Genomic DNA, 16,686 nt, shown 5'->3' on the forward strand with positions numbered 1-16,686 from the left:
GTTGGAGAGGAAAGAAGATGGTGCAGGCAAGCTCGATACTCGATCGCGTGCTGGTGCTGGAAATGGTGCGCGTGACCGAAGCCGCCGCGATCGCCGCGTCGAAGCTGATCGGCCGGGGCGATGAAAAGGCCGCCGACGCGGCCGCGGTCGAAGCGATGCGCCTGGCCTTCAACGACCTCTATATGGACGGCACCGTCGTCATCGGCGAGGGGGAGCGCGACGAGGCGCCGATGCTCTATATCGGCGAAAAGGTCGGCAATGCGATCGGCAGCGGGCCGAAGATCGACATCGCGCTCGATCCGCTGGAAGGCACGACCATCACCGCCAAGGCAGGCCCCAACGCGCTCGCCGTGCTGGCCATTTCGGAGGAAGGCGGGCTGCTCAATGCCCCCGACGTCTATATGGAGAAGCTGGCCGTGGGTCCCGGCTATCCCGACGGCATCATCGACATGAACAGGCCGGTGAAGGACAATGTCGAGGCTGTCGCCAGGGCGAAGGGCGTCGACCCGCATGAGATCATCGTCTGCGTGCTGGACCGTCCGCGTCATGAAAAGCTGATCGCGGAGCTGCGCGCCATCGGTTGCGGCATCATGCTGATCCCCGACGGCGACGTCGCGGGCGTGATCGCGACCACCAATCCCGAAACCAATATCGACATCTATATGGGTTCGGGCGGCGCCCCGGAGGGCGTGCTGGCTTGTGCGGCGCTGCGCTGCGTCGGCGGGCAGTTCAAGGGCAAGTTGCTGTTCCGCAACGATGACGAGCGCGCCCGCGCGCGCAAATGGGGCATCACCGATCTCGACAAGGTCTATGACCTCAAGGAACTGGCCAAGGGGGACTGCATCTTCGCCGCGACCGGCGTGACCGACGGATCGCTGCTGGACGGGGTCAAGCGGCTGCCGGGCGGCAAGCTCACCACCGACAGCGTGGTGATGCGCGCCAGCACCGGCACGGTCCGCTGGGTGAAGGGCGAGCACCGGATCGACCGCAAGCCGCTCTGAATCCGCCCAGCGGGGTAAAAAAGGGCCCATGAACAGGCCCTTTCTTCACGCCATCGGCAGTATATAGAGCCTTAGCGGCCCGCGCGGTGGTTCAGATCGTGACCCAGCGCCAGGATCGCCACGCCCAGCAGGGTATAGGCGCTTTCCTGCAAGCCATGATCCATGGTCATGGCACCCGCCATGATGCCAAGACCCAGCGATCCGATCGCCGCCGGCATCATGTAACCGTGGGCAACCGCGCCATGGCCCAGCGCCACCGCGCCCAATATGATCGCGAGCACCAGCCCCACTTCATGGAAGATCGGATTTTCGAAAATCCCGCCCGCCGATGCCAGTAATCCCAGCAGGACCGCGGTGATGAAGCAATGGGCGACGCACATTCCCGACAGCGCGATCGCGACACGGTCGATACGACCATTGAGCAGATGCTGTCGGAGGCTGATCGGCATGGTGGCAGCGATATAATCGAGGCAGGCGAAAGTTACAACATATCATCACCTGATTCTTTTGCCGGCGAGGCGTCTGCGTTCGGCCTACCCGGACCATCTTCCGATCGGATCGAGACGGAGAATGCTGCCGCCTCCTTTGTTTGCCGTGATGTCCGAGTCGCGAGATGTTCCATCTCACTTGAAATCACTCTAGGCCGCCAGTCGCAGGCAGTTACGCCCGCTATGCTTGGCGCGATAAAGGGCCTTGTCCGCCGCCTCCAGGATCGAATCACGCCCGACGAGCGCGTCCAGCCCCACCAAGCCTGCGCTGAACGTCACACGGATCGCCTCGCCCGAATCGATCCGTACCGGGTTGGCCGCGACCATTTCGCGCAGCCGCTCGCAGATCATGCTGGCCCTCTCCACATCGGTGCCGCTCAGCAGGATGGCGAATTCCTCGCCGCCGAGTCGTCCGATGCTGTCGATGCTGCGCAATCCCGGCCGCAACCATTCGACGAAACCGGCCAACACCCGGTCGCCCGTGCCATGGCCGTAACGGTCGTTCACCGCCTTGAAATGATCGATGTCAATCAGCAGCAGGCAAGCCCGGCCGCCCCGCCGGACACGGCCGATCTCATCATCCAGCTTTTCCAGAAAAGCCCGCCGCGTATCCGCCCCGGTCAGCGAATCGAGCGCCGCCACCTGTTGCAATGCGCGCTGCCGTGCCTTGTGCCGGGACATGTCGCGGATGGTGCTGACGATGCCGGTGGGCAGCCCATGTTCGTCCACCACCGCCCGCGCGACCATCTCGCACCATTCCAGCCCGCGGGTCGAGACGAAAGGACGGAATTCGACCGTCTGCACGTCGCCCGGCTGCGCCAAGGCCCGGCCGATGGCGGCGCTCACATGGGCGCGGTCCTCCGGATCGACCAGATTGGCTGCATCCTGCCCGATCAGCAGTTCCGGCGCGCAGCCGATCTGCTCGGCGGCGGCAGGCGAGGCATATTCGATCAGCCCGCCCACGCTGATGTTGAGTACCACATCGCCGCTATGTTCGGCGATGGCGCGATAGCGCGCTTCGCTTTCCTGCAACATCTGGAACAGGCGACGGCGGCTGTTCAGCTCCGCCGCGACCGGCATGGACAGCAGGAAGGTCGAGGCGAGGAAGAACTGGAAATATTGTATCCGCTCACCCATTGTGCCGGGGATCATGTGCAACGGCCCATGCCCGGTCATGGTGGCCACACCGCCGATCGCCGCTAGGATCAGCACCGATGCCGAGGCCCCCAGATTGCCGACGCGAAAGACGATGACCACCATCGGCAGCAAAAGGGCGAACAGCATCGGATAGCGCGCGACGTAAAAGACATAGGCCGTCGCCAGGGCGAAGAAGAACAGCAGACCCGCCGCCTCCCATTTTTCCCGACGCAGCGTATGGCGGAACCAGCGACGCGCCTCCCCCTGCAACAGCATCATCAGGATCGGGGTGCAGGTCAGGCCGCCCAGTACATGCCCCGTATACCATTGCAGCCAGGATGCGCCGAAGGACACCGGGGTCAGGAGGGACGCGACCCACGCGGCCGCGACGCCCGCCAGCATGTTCGCCGGCCCGCACAGAGCCAGGGTGAAGATGAGCAGAGGCCGCATCGATCCGGCGAATTTCCGGCCCGGCGCGAACCGGCGGCAGACGAGCGCGACGATCAGCGCCTCCGCCAGGTTGATGATCGCCATCGGCACGGCCGCCAGCGGCCCCATGCCCCACAGGCTCGTCGCGGCCGCGCTGGCGACCCCGGCAGCGATCAGCAGGGCGGGCCAATCATTGATCCGCGAAGTCAGCAAGACCGCCATCAACAGCGCATTGGCGCCCCAGATGAAGGCAAGGCCCCCTTCGAATCGCGAATGGCCGAGGGCGAGCATCGCCAGCACGAAATAAGCGCAACCCAGCAACGCCGGCGTAAGGCTGGAATAGGAATGACGAAGAGTCGTTTGCATGTTCCCCCGCCCTACAGGCTTATCGTTAAAATATACTCACGATGATGATCTTACAAATGGCCGATAGCGGATGGGCGCGCGGATGCACGTCCTGCCGTTCCGGTCATGGACAGGCCTTATCCGGCCAATTGGCGCGCGATCAGTGCATCCCATCGGGCCAGCCTTTCCGTCCGCCTGCCCACGGCCATGGCAGGCGTGAAACGGGTCATGACGGTCCCCATCGCCGCCGCCGCCCTTTCCAGCGAGGGGTGCAGGCCGCAACCCACCGCCGCGAGCATCGCTGCTCCCTTGGCGGTGGTCTCGACATCGGCAGGGCGGTCGACGGCCAGGTCGAGCATGTCCGCCAGATCCTGCGCGATCCAGTCGTTCGCGCTCATCCCGCCGTCGATCCGCAGCATGCGCCACCCTGCCCCATCGGCCGCGAAGGCACCGGCCAGATCGCACAGCTGATGCGACAGGGATTCAAGCGCCGCCCGCACGATATGCGCCCGGCCGGTCCCCTGCGTCAGCCCGCTGATGACCCCTGTCGCATCCGGCCGCCAATGCGGCGCGCCCAGTCCCGCCAGCGCGGGCAGCATCATGACCCCGCCATTGTCGGGTACGGAACGCGCCAGTGCCTCCGTCTCCTCCGCGCTGGCGATCAGGCCGAGCTGGTCGCGCAGCCACTGGATCAGGCTGCCCGCGACGAACACCGATCCTTCCAGCGCATAGACGCGTTCCCCCGACAGCCGGTAGAGCAGGGTCCCGAGCAGCCGGTTGTGCGACACCGGAACCACGCCTCCCCGATTGGCGAGGATGAAGGCCCCGGTGCCCAGCGTCGCCTTGGCATCGCCGGGCGTCAGGCAGGCCTGGCCGATGGTCGCCGCCTGCTGGTCGCCCGCGAGGCCCCGGATCGGGATAGGCAGCCCGAACCATTCCGCCAGCGTCTCGCCAAAGGGCCCCGCATTGTCGCTTATCTCCGGCAGGGCCTGGCGGGGCACGCCGAAGAGATCGCACAATTCCGCGTCCCAACCTTCGCCGGCCAGCGCCATGAGCTGGGTGCGGCTGGCATTGCTGGCGTCGCTGATGTGCAGCCCGCCGGTCAGCTTCCACACCAGCCAGCTTTCCATCGTGCCGAAGGCCAGCGAAGCGCCCGCCGCCCTCAGCGCGGGTTCATGATCCAGCAGCCAGCGCATCTTGGTGGCGGAGAAATAGGGATCGATCACCAGCCCGGTGCGCCGCTGGACCGTCGCCTCATGCCCGGCCTCCCGCAGCGCCGTGCAATGGTCGGCAGTGCGGCGATCCTGCCAGACGATGGCGCGGGCCAGCGGAGCGCCCGTTCGCCGGTCCCAGGCGACCACCGTCTCGCGCTGGTTGGTGATACCGATGGCGGCGATGCGATCCGGCCCGCCGGCCTGTTCGACCATCCGCCGCGCGCAGTCCAGCGTCCGGTTCCAGATTTCGATGGCATCATGCTCGACCCAGCCGGGCTGCGGATAATATTGCGTGATCTCCGCCTGCGCCACGCCCAGCCGTCCGCCGTCCGGGGCATAGAGCATGGCCCGCGTCGAGGTGGTGCCCTCATCCAGCACCAGGATCAGCCGGTCGTTCATCCCCCCTCCTCCAGCCAGTTTTCCAGCCGTGCTTTCTGTACCGCGTCAAGGCGCAGGCCCAGTTTCGTGCGACGCCACAAGATATCCTCGGCGCTGGCCGCCCATTCACGGGTCTTCAGATAACGGATTTCGGCCTGGGTCAGCCCATGGCCGAAATGGACGCCCAATGCCGCCATGTCCTGCGCATCCCCCAGCCAGTCCCGCGCCCGCGTGCCATAGGCGCAGGCAATCCGCTGAAGCGATGCATAGTCGAGAAAGGGATAGTCGCAGCCCAGATCGGCGATCAGTTGATCCAGCCCCTTCATCGGGAAATCACCGCCGGGCAAGGGGGCGTCCGCCGTCCAGTCGCCGCCCGACAGGCCCGGCAGATGGGATTTCAGCATCTCCACTGCCTCGGCCGCGAGATGACGATAGGTGGTGATCTTGCCACCGAAGACGCTGAGCAGCGGCGCCTCCCCCTCCCCACCCTCCAGTTCGAGCCGATAGCCGCGCGTCGCCGCCTCCGGCCGGCCGGAGCCGTCATCGACCAGCGGACGTATCCCGGCATAGGACCAGAGCACATCCTCCGGTCCGATCGACCGCGCGAAATAGCGGTTCGCGCCTTCGCAGAGATAGGCAATCTCCTCCTCGTCCGGCTGCGGTCGATCGACCGGACCGTCATGATCGCGGTCGGTCGTGCCGATCAGCGTGAAGTCGCGCTGATAGGGAATGGCAAAGAAGATACGGCCGTCGGGCAACTGGAAGAAATAAGCGAAACCATGGTCGAATAGCCGCCGCACGACGATATGCGAGCCCCGTACCAGACGCATGCGCCGGTCGCTGCCCTCCTGCGCGCGGTGCAGCAGGTCCAGCACTGACGGCCCCGCCGCGTTGACCACCGCGCGTGCCCGGAAATGCGCGTGCGGTGTCCGGATCGTCCAGAGGCCGTCCGCCCTTTCCAGCCGAAGCGCCTCCGTCCGAGGACGGATATCGGCCCCCCGGTCCGCCGCATCGCGCGCATTCAGGATGACCAGCCGGGCGTCATCGACGCAGCCGTCCGAATAGATGTAGGCCTTGCGAAAACCGCGCTTGAGCGGCTGGCCCGCCGGATGATGGCGCAAGTCGACCGCCTCGGTCGGTGGCAGGGCACGGCGGCCCCCGATATGATCGTAGAGAAGGAGCCCCAGCCGCAGCAGCCAGCGCGGACGCAGGCCCGGCACCCAGGGCAGCACGAAGCGCATCGGTTGGATGATGTGGGGCGCGATTGCCCAGAGCCGTTCGCGCTCGGACAGGGATTCCCGCACGAGCGCGAATTCATAATGCTCCAGATAGCGCAGTCCGCCATGGATCAGCTTGGTCGAGGCGGAGGACGTACCCTGCGCCAGGTCGCCGCGCTCCAGCAGCAGCACCCGGGCGCCGCGGCCCGCCGCGTCGCGGGCGATGCCACAACCGTTGATCCCGCCGCCGATGATGGCGAGATCATAGGGGGCAGGCTCTGTCTCCCTGGTCACGGGTGAGAGCCTATCGTGCTTTTCGCATTTGCGGAACCGTCATGCCGAACCAGGTTCGGCAGGGAACAAGGGATCAGGAAGGCCGGCTGTTGGATGAAGGGGCAGGCGCGCGTGCCGCGCTCAGGCCTTTTCCAGCGTGCATTGCAACGGATGCTGGTTCTGCCGGGCGAAGTCCATCACCTGGTTCACCTTGGTCTCCGCCACCTCATAGCTGAAGATGCCGCAGACCCCGACGCCGCGCTGGTGGACATGCAGCATCACGCGGGTCGCCTCCTCCATGTCCATGCGGAAGAATTGCTGGAGGACATGGACGACGAATTCCATCGGCGTGTAATCGTCGTTGAGCATCAGCACCTTGTAGAGCGAGGGTTTTTTCGTCCGGGCGCGGGTGCGCGTGGCAATGCCGACATTGGGGCCACCGGAGCCGTCGCCCTGGTCGTCCTGATCCTTGCCCGCCATCATCGCGGGATATGCCGATGTCGAAATGCTGCTCATGATGGGGAAGGATATGGCGATTCCCCCTTTCAAGGCAAGGGGTCGGACGGGCCGTAAACCATGCTTCTGTCCCGGTGTTCGAGATTGAACCTGAAATTTTGTCTCAGGATGGATCGAATGGGCAGCTTCAGATCAATATCCCAAGGCCGGAACCAAAGGCCTGTCAAAAAGAAACGGCCCCCGCCCGAAAGCGGAAGCCGTTCCTTCCATTTCGCAAGCCCGCGGGCAGGATCAGGCGACGAGCGCCTTCACCTCATGGCTGGTCAAGCCGCCAGCGCCTTCACCTTGTCGGTCACGACAGTGACGCGCGCGGTCAGCGGCGAAGCGACGTCGCCGGCCAGCTTGATCAGTGCTTCGCTGCTCTTGGCGGCTTCCTTCGTGAACTCGTCGAAGCTGCTCGAGAAGAGCTGGCTCTGGAGCTGGAAGAATTCGGTCGGCGTCTTCACGGTCGAGAAGCTCTTGAACGAGGCGGTCGCCTTTTCGAAGCTCTTCTTGCTGTAATCGACGGCTTCCTGGCCCAGGGTTTCGAAACCCTTGGCCGCGATCTTGCCGGATTCGACCAGCGCTTCGACATTGCCCTTGGCGATGTCGCTGAATTCCTCGATCGCCTTGGTCGACTTCTCGACGCTGACCTTCGCCTTCTCGTTCAGGTCGGCATAGACCGTTTCGAGCTTGGCCTTGGTTTCCTCGGCGAACTTCTTTCCGGTTTCGATCACGTCGTTCATCATCTTCGTTCCTTCTGTGGCGGGCAGCAATTTGGGCTCTAATGGCCCGGCCTTAAACGACAGGCTCTTCGATTCTTTCGGTTCCGGCGGCGTCACTTTCGCGGCCGGTTCGATCTTGGGCGGGGCAACCTTGGGTGTTTCCACCTTGGTCGCCGCAGCGACAGGGGCCGGCTCCGGCGTCCTGGCCTTGACGGGCTCAGGCTTGACCAGTTCCGGTTCCGGTGCGGCATCGACCGCGGTCGTCGCGGCAATCACCGCCACCGGATCGGCCTTGGCAACAGGCGCCGCTTTGACCGGACGCGTTGCCGGTTTGACCGGGGCGGGTGTGGCCGGGGCCGGTTTCTTGGCGACGGGTTTCACCGGCGCCTTTATCGCGGCTTCGGCGGCCTTCAACGCCTCCGTGGCGGACAGCGTCGACGAGGTCTTCTTCGCGACGGGCTTCTTACGCACTGGCTTTGGGGTAACGGCCATGGACCATCCTCCATTTGTTGCAGTGCACAATATAGCGTTCGCGCCCATGTTGCAAGCGCTTTTGTGCGCTGCAACAAAACTGCCATATGCGGCTCGCCGCCAAGGAAAGGCGGGCTACCGCAAATCCCCGGGAATCAAGGATTCAGCGCGCTTTTACGTAACGGCCCGGGGCGTCCTCGATCGCCTTGAGTCGTCCCTTGCCCGGCTGGCGCGCGCCCCTGACCGGCACGCTGGCATGGCCCTGCCCGCGAATCCAGTCGATCCAGTCAGGCCACCAGCTGCCCCTGGTCTCCTTCGCTTGCGCAAGAAAGGCGTCGAGGGTCGGTTGCGATTCGTCGCAGGCCCAATATTGATATTTGCCGGCGGCCGGGGGATTGACCACGCCCGCAATATGGCCCGAACCCGCGAGCAGGAAGCGGACCGGGCCGGACAGATGCTGGGTCAGCTTCCACACGCTTTCCAGCGGGGCGATATGATCCTCCCGCCCTGCCTGCACATAGGCGGGGGTCCTGATCTGGCGCAGGTCGATGGGCGTCCCCGCGATGTTGATCGCGCCCGGCTGCACGAGCAGATTGTCGCGATAGAGCTGGGTCAGATAATCCCTGTGCCAGCGTGCGGGCAGATTGGTGGTATCGCCGTTCCAGTAGAGCAGGTCGAAGGGCGGATAATCCTGCCCCAGCAGGTAATTGTTGACCACATAGTTCCAGATGAGGTCGCGCCCGCGCAGCAGGTTGAAGGTCGCCGCCATATAGCGCCCGTCGAGGAAACCGCCGGAGGAAAGCTGCTCCACCATCTTCATCTGATCGTCGTCGACGAACAGGGTGAGGTCGCCGGCCTGGGAAAAATCGACCTGCGCCGTGAAGAAGGTGGCGCTGGCGACCTTGTCCGCTTCCCCCCGCGCCGCCAGCAACGCCAGCGTGGCGGCCAGGGTGGTGCCCGCGACGCAATAGCCGATGGTGTGGACGCTCGGCACCTTGAGCAGGTCGCGCACCGTGTCGATCGCGTCGATCTGGCCGTTCAGGATATAATCGTCCCAGACAAGGTCCTTCATCGAGGCGTCGGCCGATTTCCACGACACGAGGAAGACGCTGAGTCCCTGATCCACGGCCCATTTGACGAAGCTTTTTTCCGGCGCGAGATCGAGAATGTAGAAGCGATTGATCCAGGGCGGGAAGATCAGCAGCGGCGTTTCCAGCACCGTTTCCGTCGTCGGCGCATAATGGATGAGCTGGTAGAGCGGGGTTTCCTTGATCACCTTGCCCGGCGTCGAGGCGATGTTGCGTCCCAGTTCGAACGCCATGCCGTCGGTATGGGTGAGCTGACCCTTTTCCAGATCGGCCAGCATATGCTGGAGGCCCTTCACCAGATTTTCGCCGCCGCTCTGGATCGTCTTCTGCACGACCATGGGATTGGTCAGCGGGAAATTGCTGGGCGCCATCGCGTCGAGCATGCCGGTGGTGGCGAAGCGCAGCTTGGCCTTCTGCTTCGGATCGACGCCGTCGACAGCGTCCGCCAGCTTCAACAGATAGTCGGAGAGCAGCAGATAGCTTTGCCGGATCAGGTCGTAGAAGGGATGTTCGGTCCACGCCGGGTCCGCAAAGCGCCGGTCCTTGACGGCTGCGGGACTGCCGGAGGGCGGTGCGTCGGGCCGGTCCCGCAGCAATCCGCCCGAATCGAGGAAACGCTGCCAGAGCGCGAGCCCTTCGTCGGCGAAGCTGGTCTGGATACGCGACACGGCCTCGGGATCGAAGGGCAAGGTGCGGCCGGTCGCGCCCGCCGCCTGTTCCAGCAGCAATTGCTGGGCGCGGCCCAGCACCTGTGTCCATTGCTGCATTTCCTCAAGCGTGGGCAGATGGGGTTCCATGATGTCCTGTGCTGTCATGGCCACCTTCCTTCGCCTGGCATGGTCGGGTTCGCCGCTTTCACTGGCGCGTCGCAGTCCGGCGGGTTATAGCCGGATTGTGACAAGCCGAATGCGCGTCACGCACTATTCCTTACAGCGAGCTTTCAGGAAAGCCCCAAAAATGTCCGAAGAATTCTACCGCATGAAGCGTCTGCCGCCCTATGTCATCGCCGAAGTGAATGCGATGCGGGCCGCCGCGCGCGCCGCGGGGGAGGACATTATCGACCTGGGCATGGGCAATCCCGACCTGCCGCCGCCCGACCATGTGATCGCCAAGCTGTGCGAAGTCGCGCAGAAACCGAGCGCGCACGGCTATTCCCAGTCCATGGGGATTCCGGGGCTGCGCAAGGCGCAGGCCAATTATTATGGCCGCCGCTTCGGCGTCGATCTGGACCCGGAAACCGAAGTCGTCGTGACCATGGGGTCGAAGGAGGGGCTGGCCAGTCTCGCCACCGCGATCACCGCGCCGGGCGATGTCGTGCTGGCGCCCAATCCCAGCTACCCGATCCACATGTTCGGCTTCATCATCGCGGGCGCGACCATCCGTTCCGTGCCGACCACGCCGGACGAACATTATTGGCAGTCGCTGGAACGGGCGATGGCCTTCACCGTGCCGCGTCCCTCTATCCTGGTCGTCGGCTATCCCAGCAACCCGACGGCGGAAACGGTCGACCTCGCCTTCTACGAGCGGCTCGTCGCCTGGGCGAAGGAGAATAATGTCTGGGTGTTGAGCGACCTTGCCTATTCCGAACTTTATTATGACGGCAATCCGACGCCCTCCATCCTTCAGGTGCCGGGCGCCAAGGATGTGGCGGTGGAGTTCACGTCGCTGTCGAAGACCTATTCGATGGCGGGCTGGCGCATCGGCTTCGCGGTCGGCAACAGGAAGCTGATCGCGGCATTGAAGCGGGTGAAGAGCTATCTCGACTACGGCGCGTTCACACCCATCCAGGCGGCCGCCTGCGCGGCATTGAACGGGCCGCAGGACATCGTGCAGAAGAATCGCGAACTTTATCACAAGCGCCGCGACGTGATGGTGGAGGCCTTTGGCCGGGCGGGGTGGGACATTCCCGCGCCACGGGCCTCGATGTTCGCCTGGGCGCCGCTGCCCCCTGCCCTCAAGGAGATGGGGAGCCTGGAATTTTCCAAGCAGCTGCTGACCCATGCCAAGGTCGCGGTCGCGCCGGGGGTCGGCTATGGCGAAGATGGCGAGGGCTATGTCCGCATCGCCATGGTCGAGAATGAGCAGCGGTTGCGGCAGGCCGCGCGCAACATCAAGCAGTATCTGAAGTCCATGGGCGTCAACACGCCCGCCAAGGGCGCTGCCTGAACCAAGCGACAAACGGTCAGACTATGAGGAGGGCGCCTCGGCCAACCGGCCATGGCGCCCTTTCTTTTTTCCAGCTCATGGCATTTGGGGCCTTGTCATTTATACCGCCCTGCGCTGCTTTGGCGCATGGGGAGAAAAGCGCGCATATGATTGCACTGCCACAGGTTTCCCAGGTCGCGCAGACCATTCAGCTGGCCCTTGCGCCGGTCTTCCTGCTCGCGGGCATCGGCGCGTTCCTGAATGTCTGCGTCGGCCGGCTGGCGCGCATCATCGACCGGGCGCGGAAGGTGGAGGAGAAGATCCTTGAATCCCGCGGCAAGGAACATGACCGGATGGTGAGCGAGATCCGCGTGCTCGACCGGCGGATGAGCGTGGTCAACGGCGCGATCTTCCTGTCGGTGGCATCGGCCTGTGCGGTCTGTCTGGTGGTCATTCTGCTGTTCGCGGCCAATCTGCTGGGATCGCATCTGGGAACGCCGATCGCGATCCTGTTCAGCCTGGCCATGGTGTTGCAGGCGGCGGCCTTCGGCACCTTCATCCAGGAAATCCGGCTGGCGTCGCGGACCATTCATATCCGCAACGAAGTGCTCTACCATCAGGTGGAGGAAGAGAGCGGGGAATGACGAAGTTCACGGTCAACGATCGGCCGGTCCAGTACCGGATGGACCCGGCGACACCGCTGCTGTGGGCCTTGCGGGATGCGTCCAATCTGACGGGCACCAAATATGGCTGCGGCACCGGGGACTGCGGCGCCTGCACGGTCGATATCGACGGGGAGGCCGTTCGGTCCTGCCAGGTGACGATCGCGGCGACCGAGGGGAAGTTCGTCACCACCATAGAGGGCCTGTCGCCCGATCGGGGCCATCCGTTGCAGCAGGTGTTCGCGGCGGACAATGTGTCGCAATGCGGTTATTGCATTCCCGGCGTCATCATGACGGCGGCGGCGCTGCTGCGGCGGACCGCCGATCCGAGCGACGAGGAGATCGATGCCGCGCTGACCAATATCTGCCGTTGCGGCATCTATCCGCGCCTGAGGGGTGCGATCCAGCGCGCGGGGCGGGTGATGCGGGGCGAGGAGGTGGTGGACCCCGTGCCGCCTTCGGGGATCACCCCCGACGAAGCGGCGAAGGCGGTCCCGGCGCTGCGCAAACCATGAACGTCGTCGTCAATCGAAACGGTATCCGGAGACGGCCCAACCCATAACGCTTCCGTTATGATTTTTCGTGGCGGTGCCGTCGCCGCCGGCGCCCAACGCGACCATCAGGGGAAGGAGATGTTCCTCGCGCGGATGGGCGAAACGGGCGTGGGGCAGATCGGCCCAGGCGGCGACGCGACGAGCGCGGCGGGCCGGGTCGGCATCGGTCACGGCGGCGGTCAGGGCGTCGTCCCAGACTTGCGAAGGCTCGATCGCCTGGGGGCCGCGAACCCGCAGATTGTGGAAGCTGAGGCCCGAACCGATGATGAGCACGCCCTCGTCGCGCAAGGGTGCCAGGGCGCGACCCGCGGCGATATGCGCCTGGGGATCGAGATCATGGCGAAGCGAGAGTTGCGCCAGAGGAATGTCGGCATCGGGCAGCGCGACCTTCATGGGAATGAAGACGCCATGGTCCCATCCCCGCTCCTCCTCCGCATCGGTGGGGAAGCCGGCCCGTTCCAGCAGGTCCGCAGCGCGGCGGGCGAGCGCAGGCGCGCCGGGCGCATCCCAGCGCAGCGTGTAGGTGTGCGGCGGGAAGCCATAATAGTCGAACAGCAGGCCGGGACGTTCACCTGTGTGGACGGTGAAACGGCTCTCCTCCCAATGACCCGAGACGAGCAGGATCGCCTTGGGACGTTCGGGCAGGGTGGCGACGATGCCCGCCAGATAGTCCTGCATCGGCTGCCACATCGGGTCGCTGTGCGGACGGTCGGGATCGCTGGGGTCCATGAAGAAGCATGGGCCGCCGCCATGGGGGATGAAGAGGGTCGGTTGTCTCATGCCCGGTTAGATCGGGGCAATCGGATCGGGGTTCAAGCGGGCGGGTGGAAACGGATTGTTTCGCAGGCCCGACGCGTCAAAGGCCCAAGGACCAGAAGGGTCCCGGATCAGGCCAGGACGATGCGAGAGGAAACTCCGATCCGCGAACCCTGGGGCCCACACCCTCAGGCCCCTGCCGCCTCCAGCACCGGGGCGATCGCCTGGGCCAGGGTGGCACCGGAATAGGGTTTCTTGAGCAGCGTCACGTCCGCATGCCGTTCCGGCAGGTCGAGGCCGTCGCCATAGCCGGTGGCGAAGAGGAAGGCGACGCCCTTTTCCGCCAGCAGGTCCGCGACCGGCAGGCTGGTTTCATTGCCGAGGTTGAAGTCCAGCACGGCAAGGTCGACATCGTGGATCGCGATCGCCTCGCGCGCGCGGCCGATGCTGGCGGCGGTGATCACTTCCGCGCCCAGGTCGCGCAGCGCGTCCTCGCCATCCATGGCGATGATCATATTATCCTCCACCAGCAGGACGTTGCGGCCCTTGAGCAGCGTCGGCGTGGGTGCGGGCACGGGCCGGGGGCGCGCCGTCCCGGTCACGTCGGGCAGGACGGAGGCGACGTGGGGCGAGGGAATGCAGAAATGCGCCTCCAGCCCCGAGAGGCGATAATGCACTTCCGCCCGGCCACCCAGATCATAGGGGATGGAGCGTTCGATGACGGTCGATCCGAAGCCCCGGCGCGTCGACGCGACCACTGCCGGGCCGCCATTCTCGCACCAGTGGAGCAGCAGGCTGCCGTCGTCGTCCACCGCCCAGTCGATCGCCACGCTGCCATTGTCCGACAGCGCGCCATATTTGGCGGCATTGGTCAGAAGCTCGTGGATCACCAGGGCCATGACCGTGAAGGCCGCGGGCGTCAGCAACACATTGGGACCGCTCAGCCTTACCCGGTCGCGACGCTCGGCCAGATAGGCGGCCGCCTCCACCTCGATCAGGTCATAGAGGCGCGCGGGCGCCCAGCGGTCGGCGGTGATCTGGTCATGAGCGCGGGCCAGCGCGTGGACGCGGCTTTCCAGCGTGTCGATGAACTGGTCGACCGACTGGGCATTGTCGCGGGTCTGGGAGAGCAGGCCCCGGATCAGCGAGAGGATGTTGCGGACGCGATGGTTGAGTTCCGCGATCAGCAATTCCTGCTTTTCATGCGCCTTCTGCCGTTCCTCATGCGCGGAATCGGACAGGCGCAGCACGACTTCGAGCAGGGCCGTGCGCAGCGCCTCGGCCACGCGCCGTTCGGCGGCGGCGAAGGGCAAGGCGGTACCGCGCACCAGTTCCGACCACTCCTCGAAACTCTTGCGCGGGGTGAGGCGCGGGCCGTTGGGACCATATTCGACATGCTTTTCCTGGTTGCCCGCCCAACGCACCGAACGAAGCTGCTCGGCCCGGAACAGCACCACATAATCGCGCGGGCGGCGCGAGAGCGGTATGGCGAGCAATCCCGCCGCGCGATCGGCATAGGCGGAGGCTTCGGGCAGCAGGCCCACCAGCCGGTCGGTGGTGAAGACCTGGCTGGCGGCCGCCCGGTTCAGCATGGCGACGATCGCGGCGAAGCTGGGCTCGTCGGGCGTAAGGCCGGAAAAGCTCATCTGGCCGTCGATATAGACCCCGACGCCGTCGGCGGGAATGGTGTCGAAGATCACGTCGCCCAGCCAGCGCGCGTTGGACAGCAGGTCATGGTCCTGCGCCACCGCCGACATCAGCCGGTCGGCCACCTGCCGCGCCTTGCCCTCATAGGCGGCGGTTTCGCTCCGCTCGCGATTTTCAAGCATCATCGAGAAGATCTGGCCGAACAGTTCGGCGGCGCTGCGCTGCGCGAAGCTGGGCAGGCGCGGCGCATAATGATGGCAGGCGAACAGGCCCCAGAGCCGCCCCTCGACGACGATCGAGATGGAGAGCGAAGCCCCCACCCCCATATTGTTCAGATATTCGATATGGATCGGCGACACGGCGCGGGTAAGGCACAGCGACATGTCGAGCGCGGCGCCGGAAGGGTCGAGTTGCGGCACGACGGGAACCGGCTTCGCCTGCACATCGGCGATCACCCGGAAGATGTTGCGCAGATAGAGCGCGCGCGCCTGGGCCGGGATGTCGGAGGCCGGATAATGCAGGCCGAAAAAGCTGTCGATACCGGGACGGAGCGCCTCGGCCACCACCTCCCCATCGCCGCCCTCGGCAAAGCGGTAGACCATCACCCGATCGAAACCGGTCAAGGCCCGCACCTGCCGCGCGCCGTCCCGCAGAAAGGCCGTCATCCCCTCCGTCTGGCCGAGGCGGGCGACCATGGAGCGGACCATGCTGCTTGCCTCCATCTCGTCATGGCAGGCCGGTTCGGCTTCGATCACCACCAGCGATCCGGAGAAATGCACCGCAACGTCGAAGGGCTGGACGCCCTCGATCAGGATGAGCGAGAAGATGCGTTCGACCGCATCGGGACCGCGCAGCAGGGTGATGCGGTTGCGCAGGCTGTGGATCGCTTCATGGCGGAAAATCGCGCCGATCGGCTGGCCCAGCATCTGGTCGGGGGATAGGCCGGTAAAATCGGCGCTGTTGGCCGAGACGCGCGACACCAGCCAGTCGGCGGTCAGCGCGATGAGGAAGCCGAAGGGCTGGACGGTGCCCAGCACATGGATCGGCTCCCGCTCGCAATTGTCGAGATCGACCGAGAAATCCACGCTTCCGTCAGCCACGGGCGGCGCCCGCTTCGACGCGGGCGGCACAGGCAAAAAGGCCGAAGGCGGCTTGCGCGCCCCGAATCGCCTCGTCGATCCACGCTGCGCCGCCCGGATCGGCCGCGGCATCCAATGCCTGCTGAAAGGCGGTCCAGCCGCCCTTGTCATGGATCGCGGACAGATAGGCATGCGGCAGCCCGTCGCCCACCTGCCGCGCCAGCATCGCGCCGCCCAGGCGCGATCCCTCCAGCGTATAGCGTGCGCCCCAACGCCAGGCCTCGCCAGCGGAAGGGAGCCTCGCCAGCGGCGCGGGGAGGGATTCGCCCAGCGCCGCAAGGTCCCGCGCCAGCATCGGCAGGCGGTGCAACGGCGGCTGCGCCAATGCCTCCAGCGGGGCAAGCGCGCGGGCATGGGCCTTCAGGAAAGCGGCATAGTCGTCCCGATCGTCCAGGGAAAAACCGGAGAACAGATCGTCGACCTGCCGATGGCTGTCCATCGTCGCTTGACGTAGCGCCTGTCGGGCGTGGCCGGCGTGGTGCATTTTCTTCACGCCTCATCCGTATATCCAATGATAGATCG

General features: G+C 65.2%; 14 protein-coding genes. 4 read left to right on the top strand and 10 right to left on the bottom strand.

The window, feature by feature from the left end; translation table 11 throughout:
* The first annotated feature begins 17 nt into the window (after window positions 1–17).
* Window positions 18–1,001, top strand: coding sequence for a class II fructose-bisphosphatase (gene glpX, locus YP76_RS10770; RefSeq protein ID WP_046763589.1), 984 nt, complete (start codon window positions 18–20; stop codon window positions 999–1,001).
* Between the two features lie 71 nt (window positions 1,002–1,072).
* Here the strand turns inward: glpX and YP76_RS10775 are convergent, their stop codons facing one another.
* From YP76_RS10775 to YP76_RS10805, 7 genes are all read right to left on the bottom strand, one after another.
* Window positions 1,073–1,450, bottom strand: a complete 378-nt coding sequence (locus YP76_RS10775; RefSeq protein ID WP_046763590.1) for a MerC domain-containing protein — start codon at window positions 1,448–1,450, stop codon at window positions 1,073–1,075.
* Between the two features lie 189 nt (window positions 1,451–1,639).
* Entirely contained in the window at window positions 1,640–3,421 is a 1,782-nt protein-coding gene (locus tag YP76_RS10780; protein WP_046763591.1) for a sensor domain-containing diguanylate cyclase, read from the bottom strand.
* 116 nt (window positions 3,422–3,537) lie between these two features.
* Window positions 3,538–5,013, bottom strand: coding sequence for a glycerol kinase (locus YP76_RS10785; protein ID WP_046763592.1), 1,476 nt, complete (start codon window positions 5,011–5,013; stop codon window positions 3,538–3,540).
* Entirely contained in the window at window positions 5,010–6,503 is a 1,494-nt protein-coding gene (locus YP76_RS10790) for a glycerol-3-phosphate dehydrogenase (RefSeq protein WP_046763593.1), read from the bottom strand. The genes YP76_RS10785 and YP76_RS10790 overlap by 4 nt, the downstream gene beginning before the upstream one ends.
* Window positions 6,504–6,623: 120 nt before the next feature.
* Window positions 6,624–6,998, bottom strand: a complete 375-nt coding sequence (clpS, locus tag YP76_RS10795) for an ATP-dependent Clp protease adapter ClpS (RefSeq protein WP_046763594.1) — start codon at window positions 6,996–6,998, stop codon at window positions 6,624–6,626.
* 263 nt (window positions 6,999–7,261) lie between these two features.
* Window positions 7,262–8,194 carry a phasin family protein gene (locus YP76_RS10800; protein WP_046763595.1) on the bottom strand — a complete coding sequence of 311 codons (933 nt, stop codon included), beginning with the start codon at window positions 8,192–8,194 and terminating at the stop codon, window positions 7,262–7,264.
* Between the two features lie 142 nt (window positions 8,195–8,336).
* Window positions 8,337–10,076, bottom strand: coding sequence for a PHA/PHB synthase family protein (locus YP76_RS10805; protein WP_046763596.1), 1,740 nt, complete (start codon window positions 10,074–10,076; stop codon window positions 8,337–8,339).
* Between the two features lie 142 nt (window positions 10,077–10,218).
* Between YP76_RS10805 and YP76_RS10810 the strand changes: the two genes are divergently transcribed.
* From YP76_RS10810 to YP76_RS10820, 3 genes are all read left to right on the top strand, one after another.
* Window positions 10,219–11,427: an LL-diaminopimelate aminotransferase gene (locus tag YP76_RS10810; protein WP_046763597.1), complete on the top strand. Its 1,209-nt coding sequence runs from the start codon at window positions 10,219–10,221 to the stop codon at window positions 11,425–11,427.
* Window positions 11,428–11,573: 146 nt separating this feature from the next.
* Window positions 11,574–12,050 (top strand): DUF2721 domain-containing protein, encoded by a 477-nt coding sequence (locus tag YP76_RS10815; RefSeq protein WP_046763598.1) that lies wholly within the window; start codon window positions 11,574–11,576, stop codon window positions 12,048–12,050.
* Window positions 12,047–12,583 carry a (2Fe-2S)-binding protein gene (locus tag YP76_RS10820; protein ID WP_046763599.1) on the top strand — a complete coding sequence of 179 codons (537 nt, stop codon included), beginning with the start codon at window positions 12,047–12,049 and terminating at the stop codon, window positions 12,581–12,583. Before YP76_RS10815 ends, YP76_RS10820 begins: the two co-directional genes overlap by 4 nt.
* A gap of 9 nt (window positions 12,584–12,592) precedes the next feature.
* On the opposite strand, the gene YP76_RS10825 is transcribed toward YP76_RS10820, so the two are convergent.
* The 3 genes from YP76_RS10825 to YP76_RS10835 all read right to left on the bottom strand — a co-directional run bounded on the left by YP76_RS10825 (window position 12,593) and on the right by YP76_RS10835 (window position 16,648).
* Window positions 12,593–13,402, bottom strand: a complete 810-nt coding sequence (locus YP76_RS10825; protein WP_046763600.1) for a DODA-type extradiol aromatic ring-opening family dioxygenase — start codon at window positions 13,400–13,402, stop codon at window positions 12,593–12,595.
* 164 nt (window positions 13,403–13,566) lie between these two features.
* Entirely contained in the window at window positions 13,567–16,125 is a 2,559-nt protein-coding gene (locus YP76_RS10830) for an HWE histidine kinase domain-containing protein (protein WP_046763696.1), read from the bottom strand.
* Window positions 16,118–16,648, bottom strand: coding sequence for a biliverdin-producing heme oxygenase (locus tag YP76_RS10835; protein ID WP_232307513.1), 531 nt, complete (start codon window positions 16,646–16,648; stop codon window positions 16,118–16,120). The genes YP76_RS10830 and YP76_RS10835 overlap by 8 nt, the downstream gene beginning before the upstream one ends.
* Between the last annotated feature and the right edge of the window lie 38 nt (window positions 16,649–16,686).

It is taken from the genome of Sphingobium chungbukense, assembly GCF_001005725.1.
Lineage (GTDB): Bacteria > Pseudomonadota > Alphaproteobacteria > Sphingomonadales > Sphingomonadaceae > Sphingobium > Sphingobium chungbukense.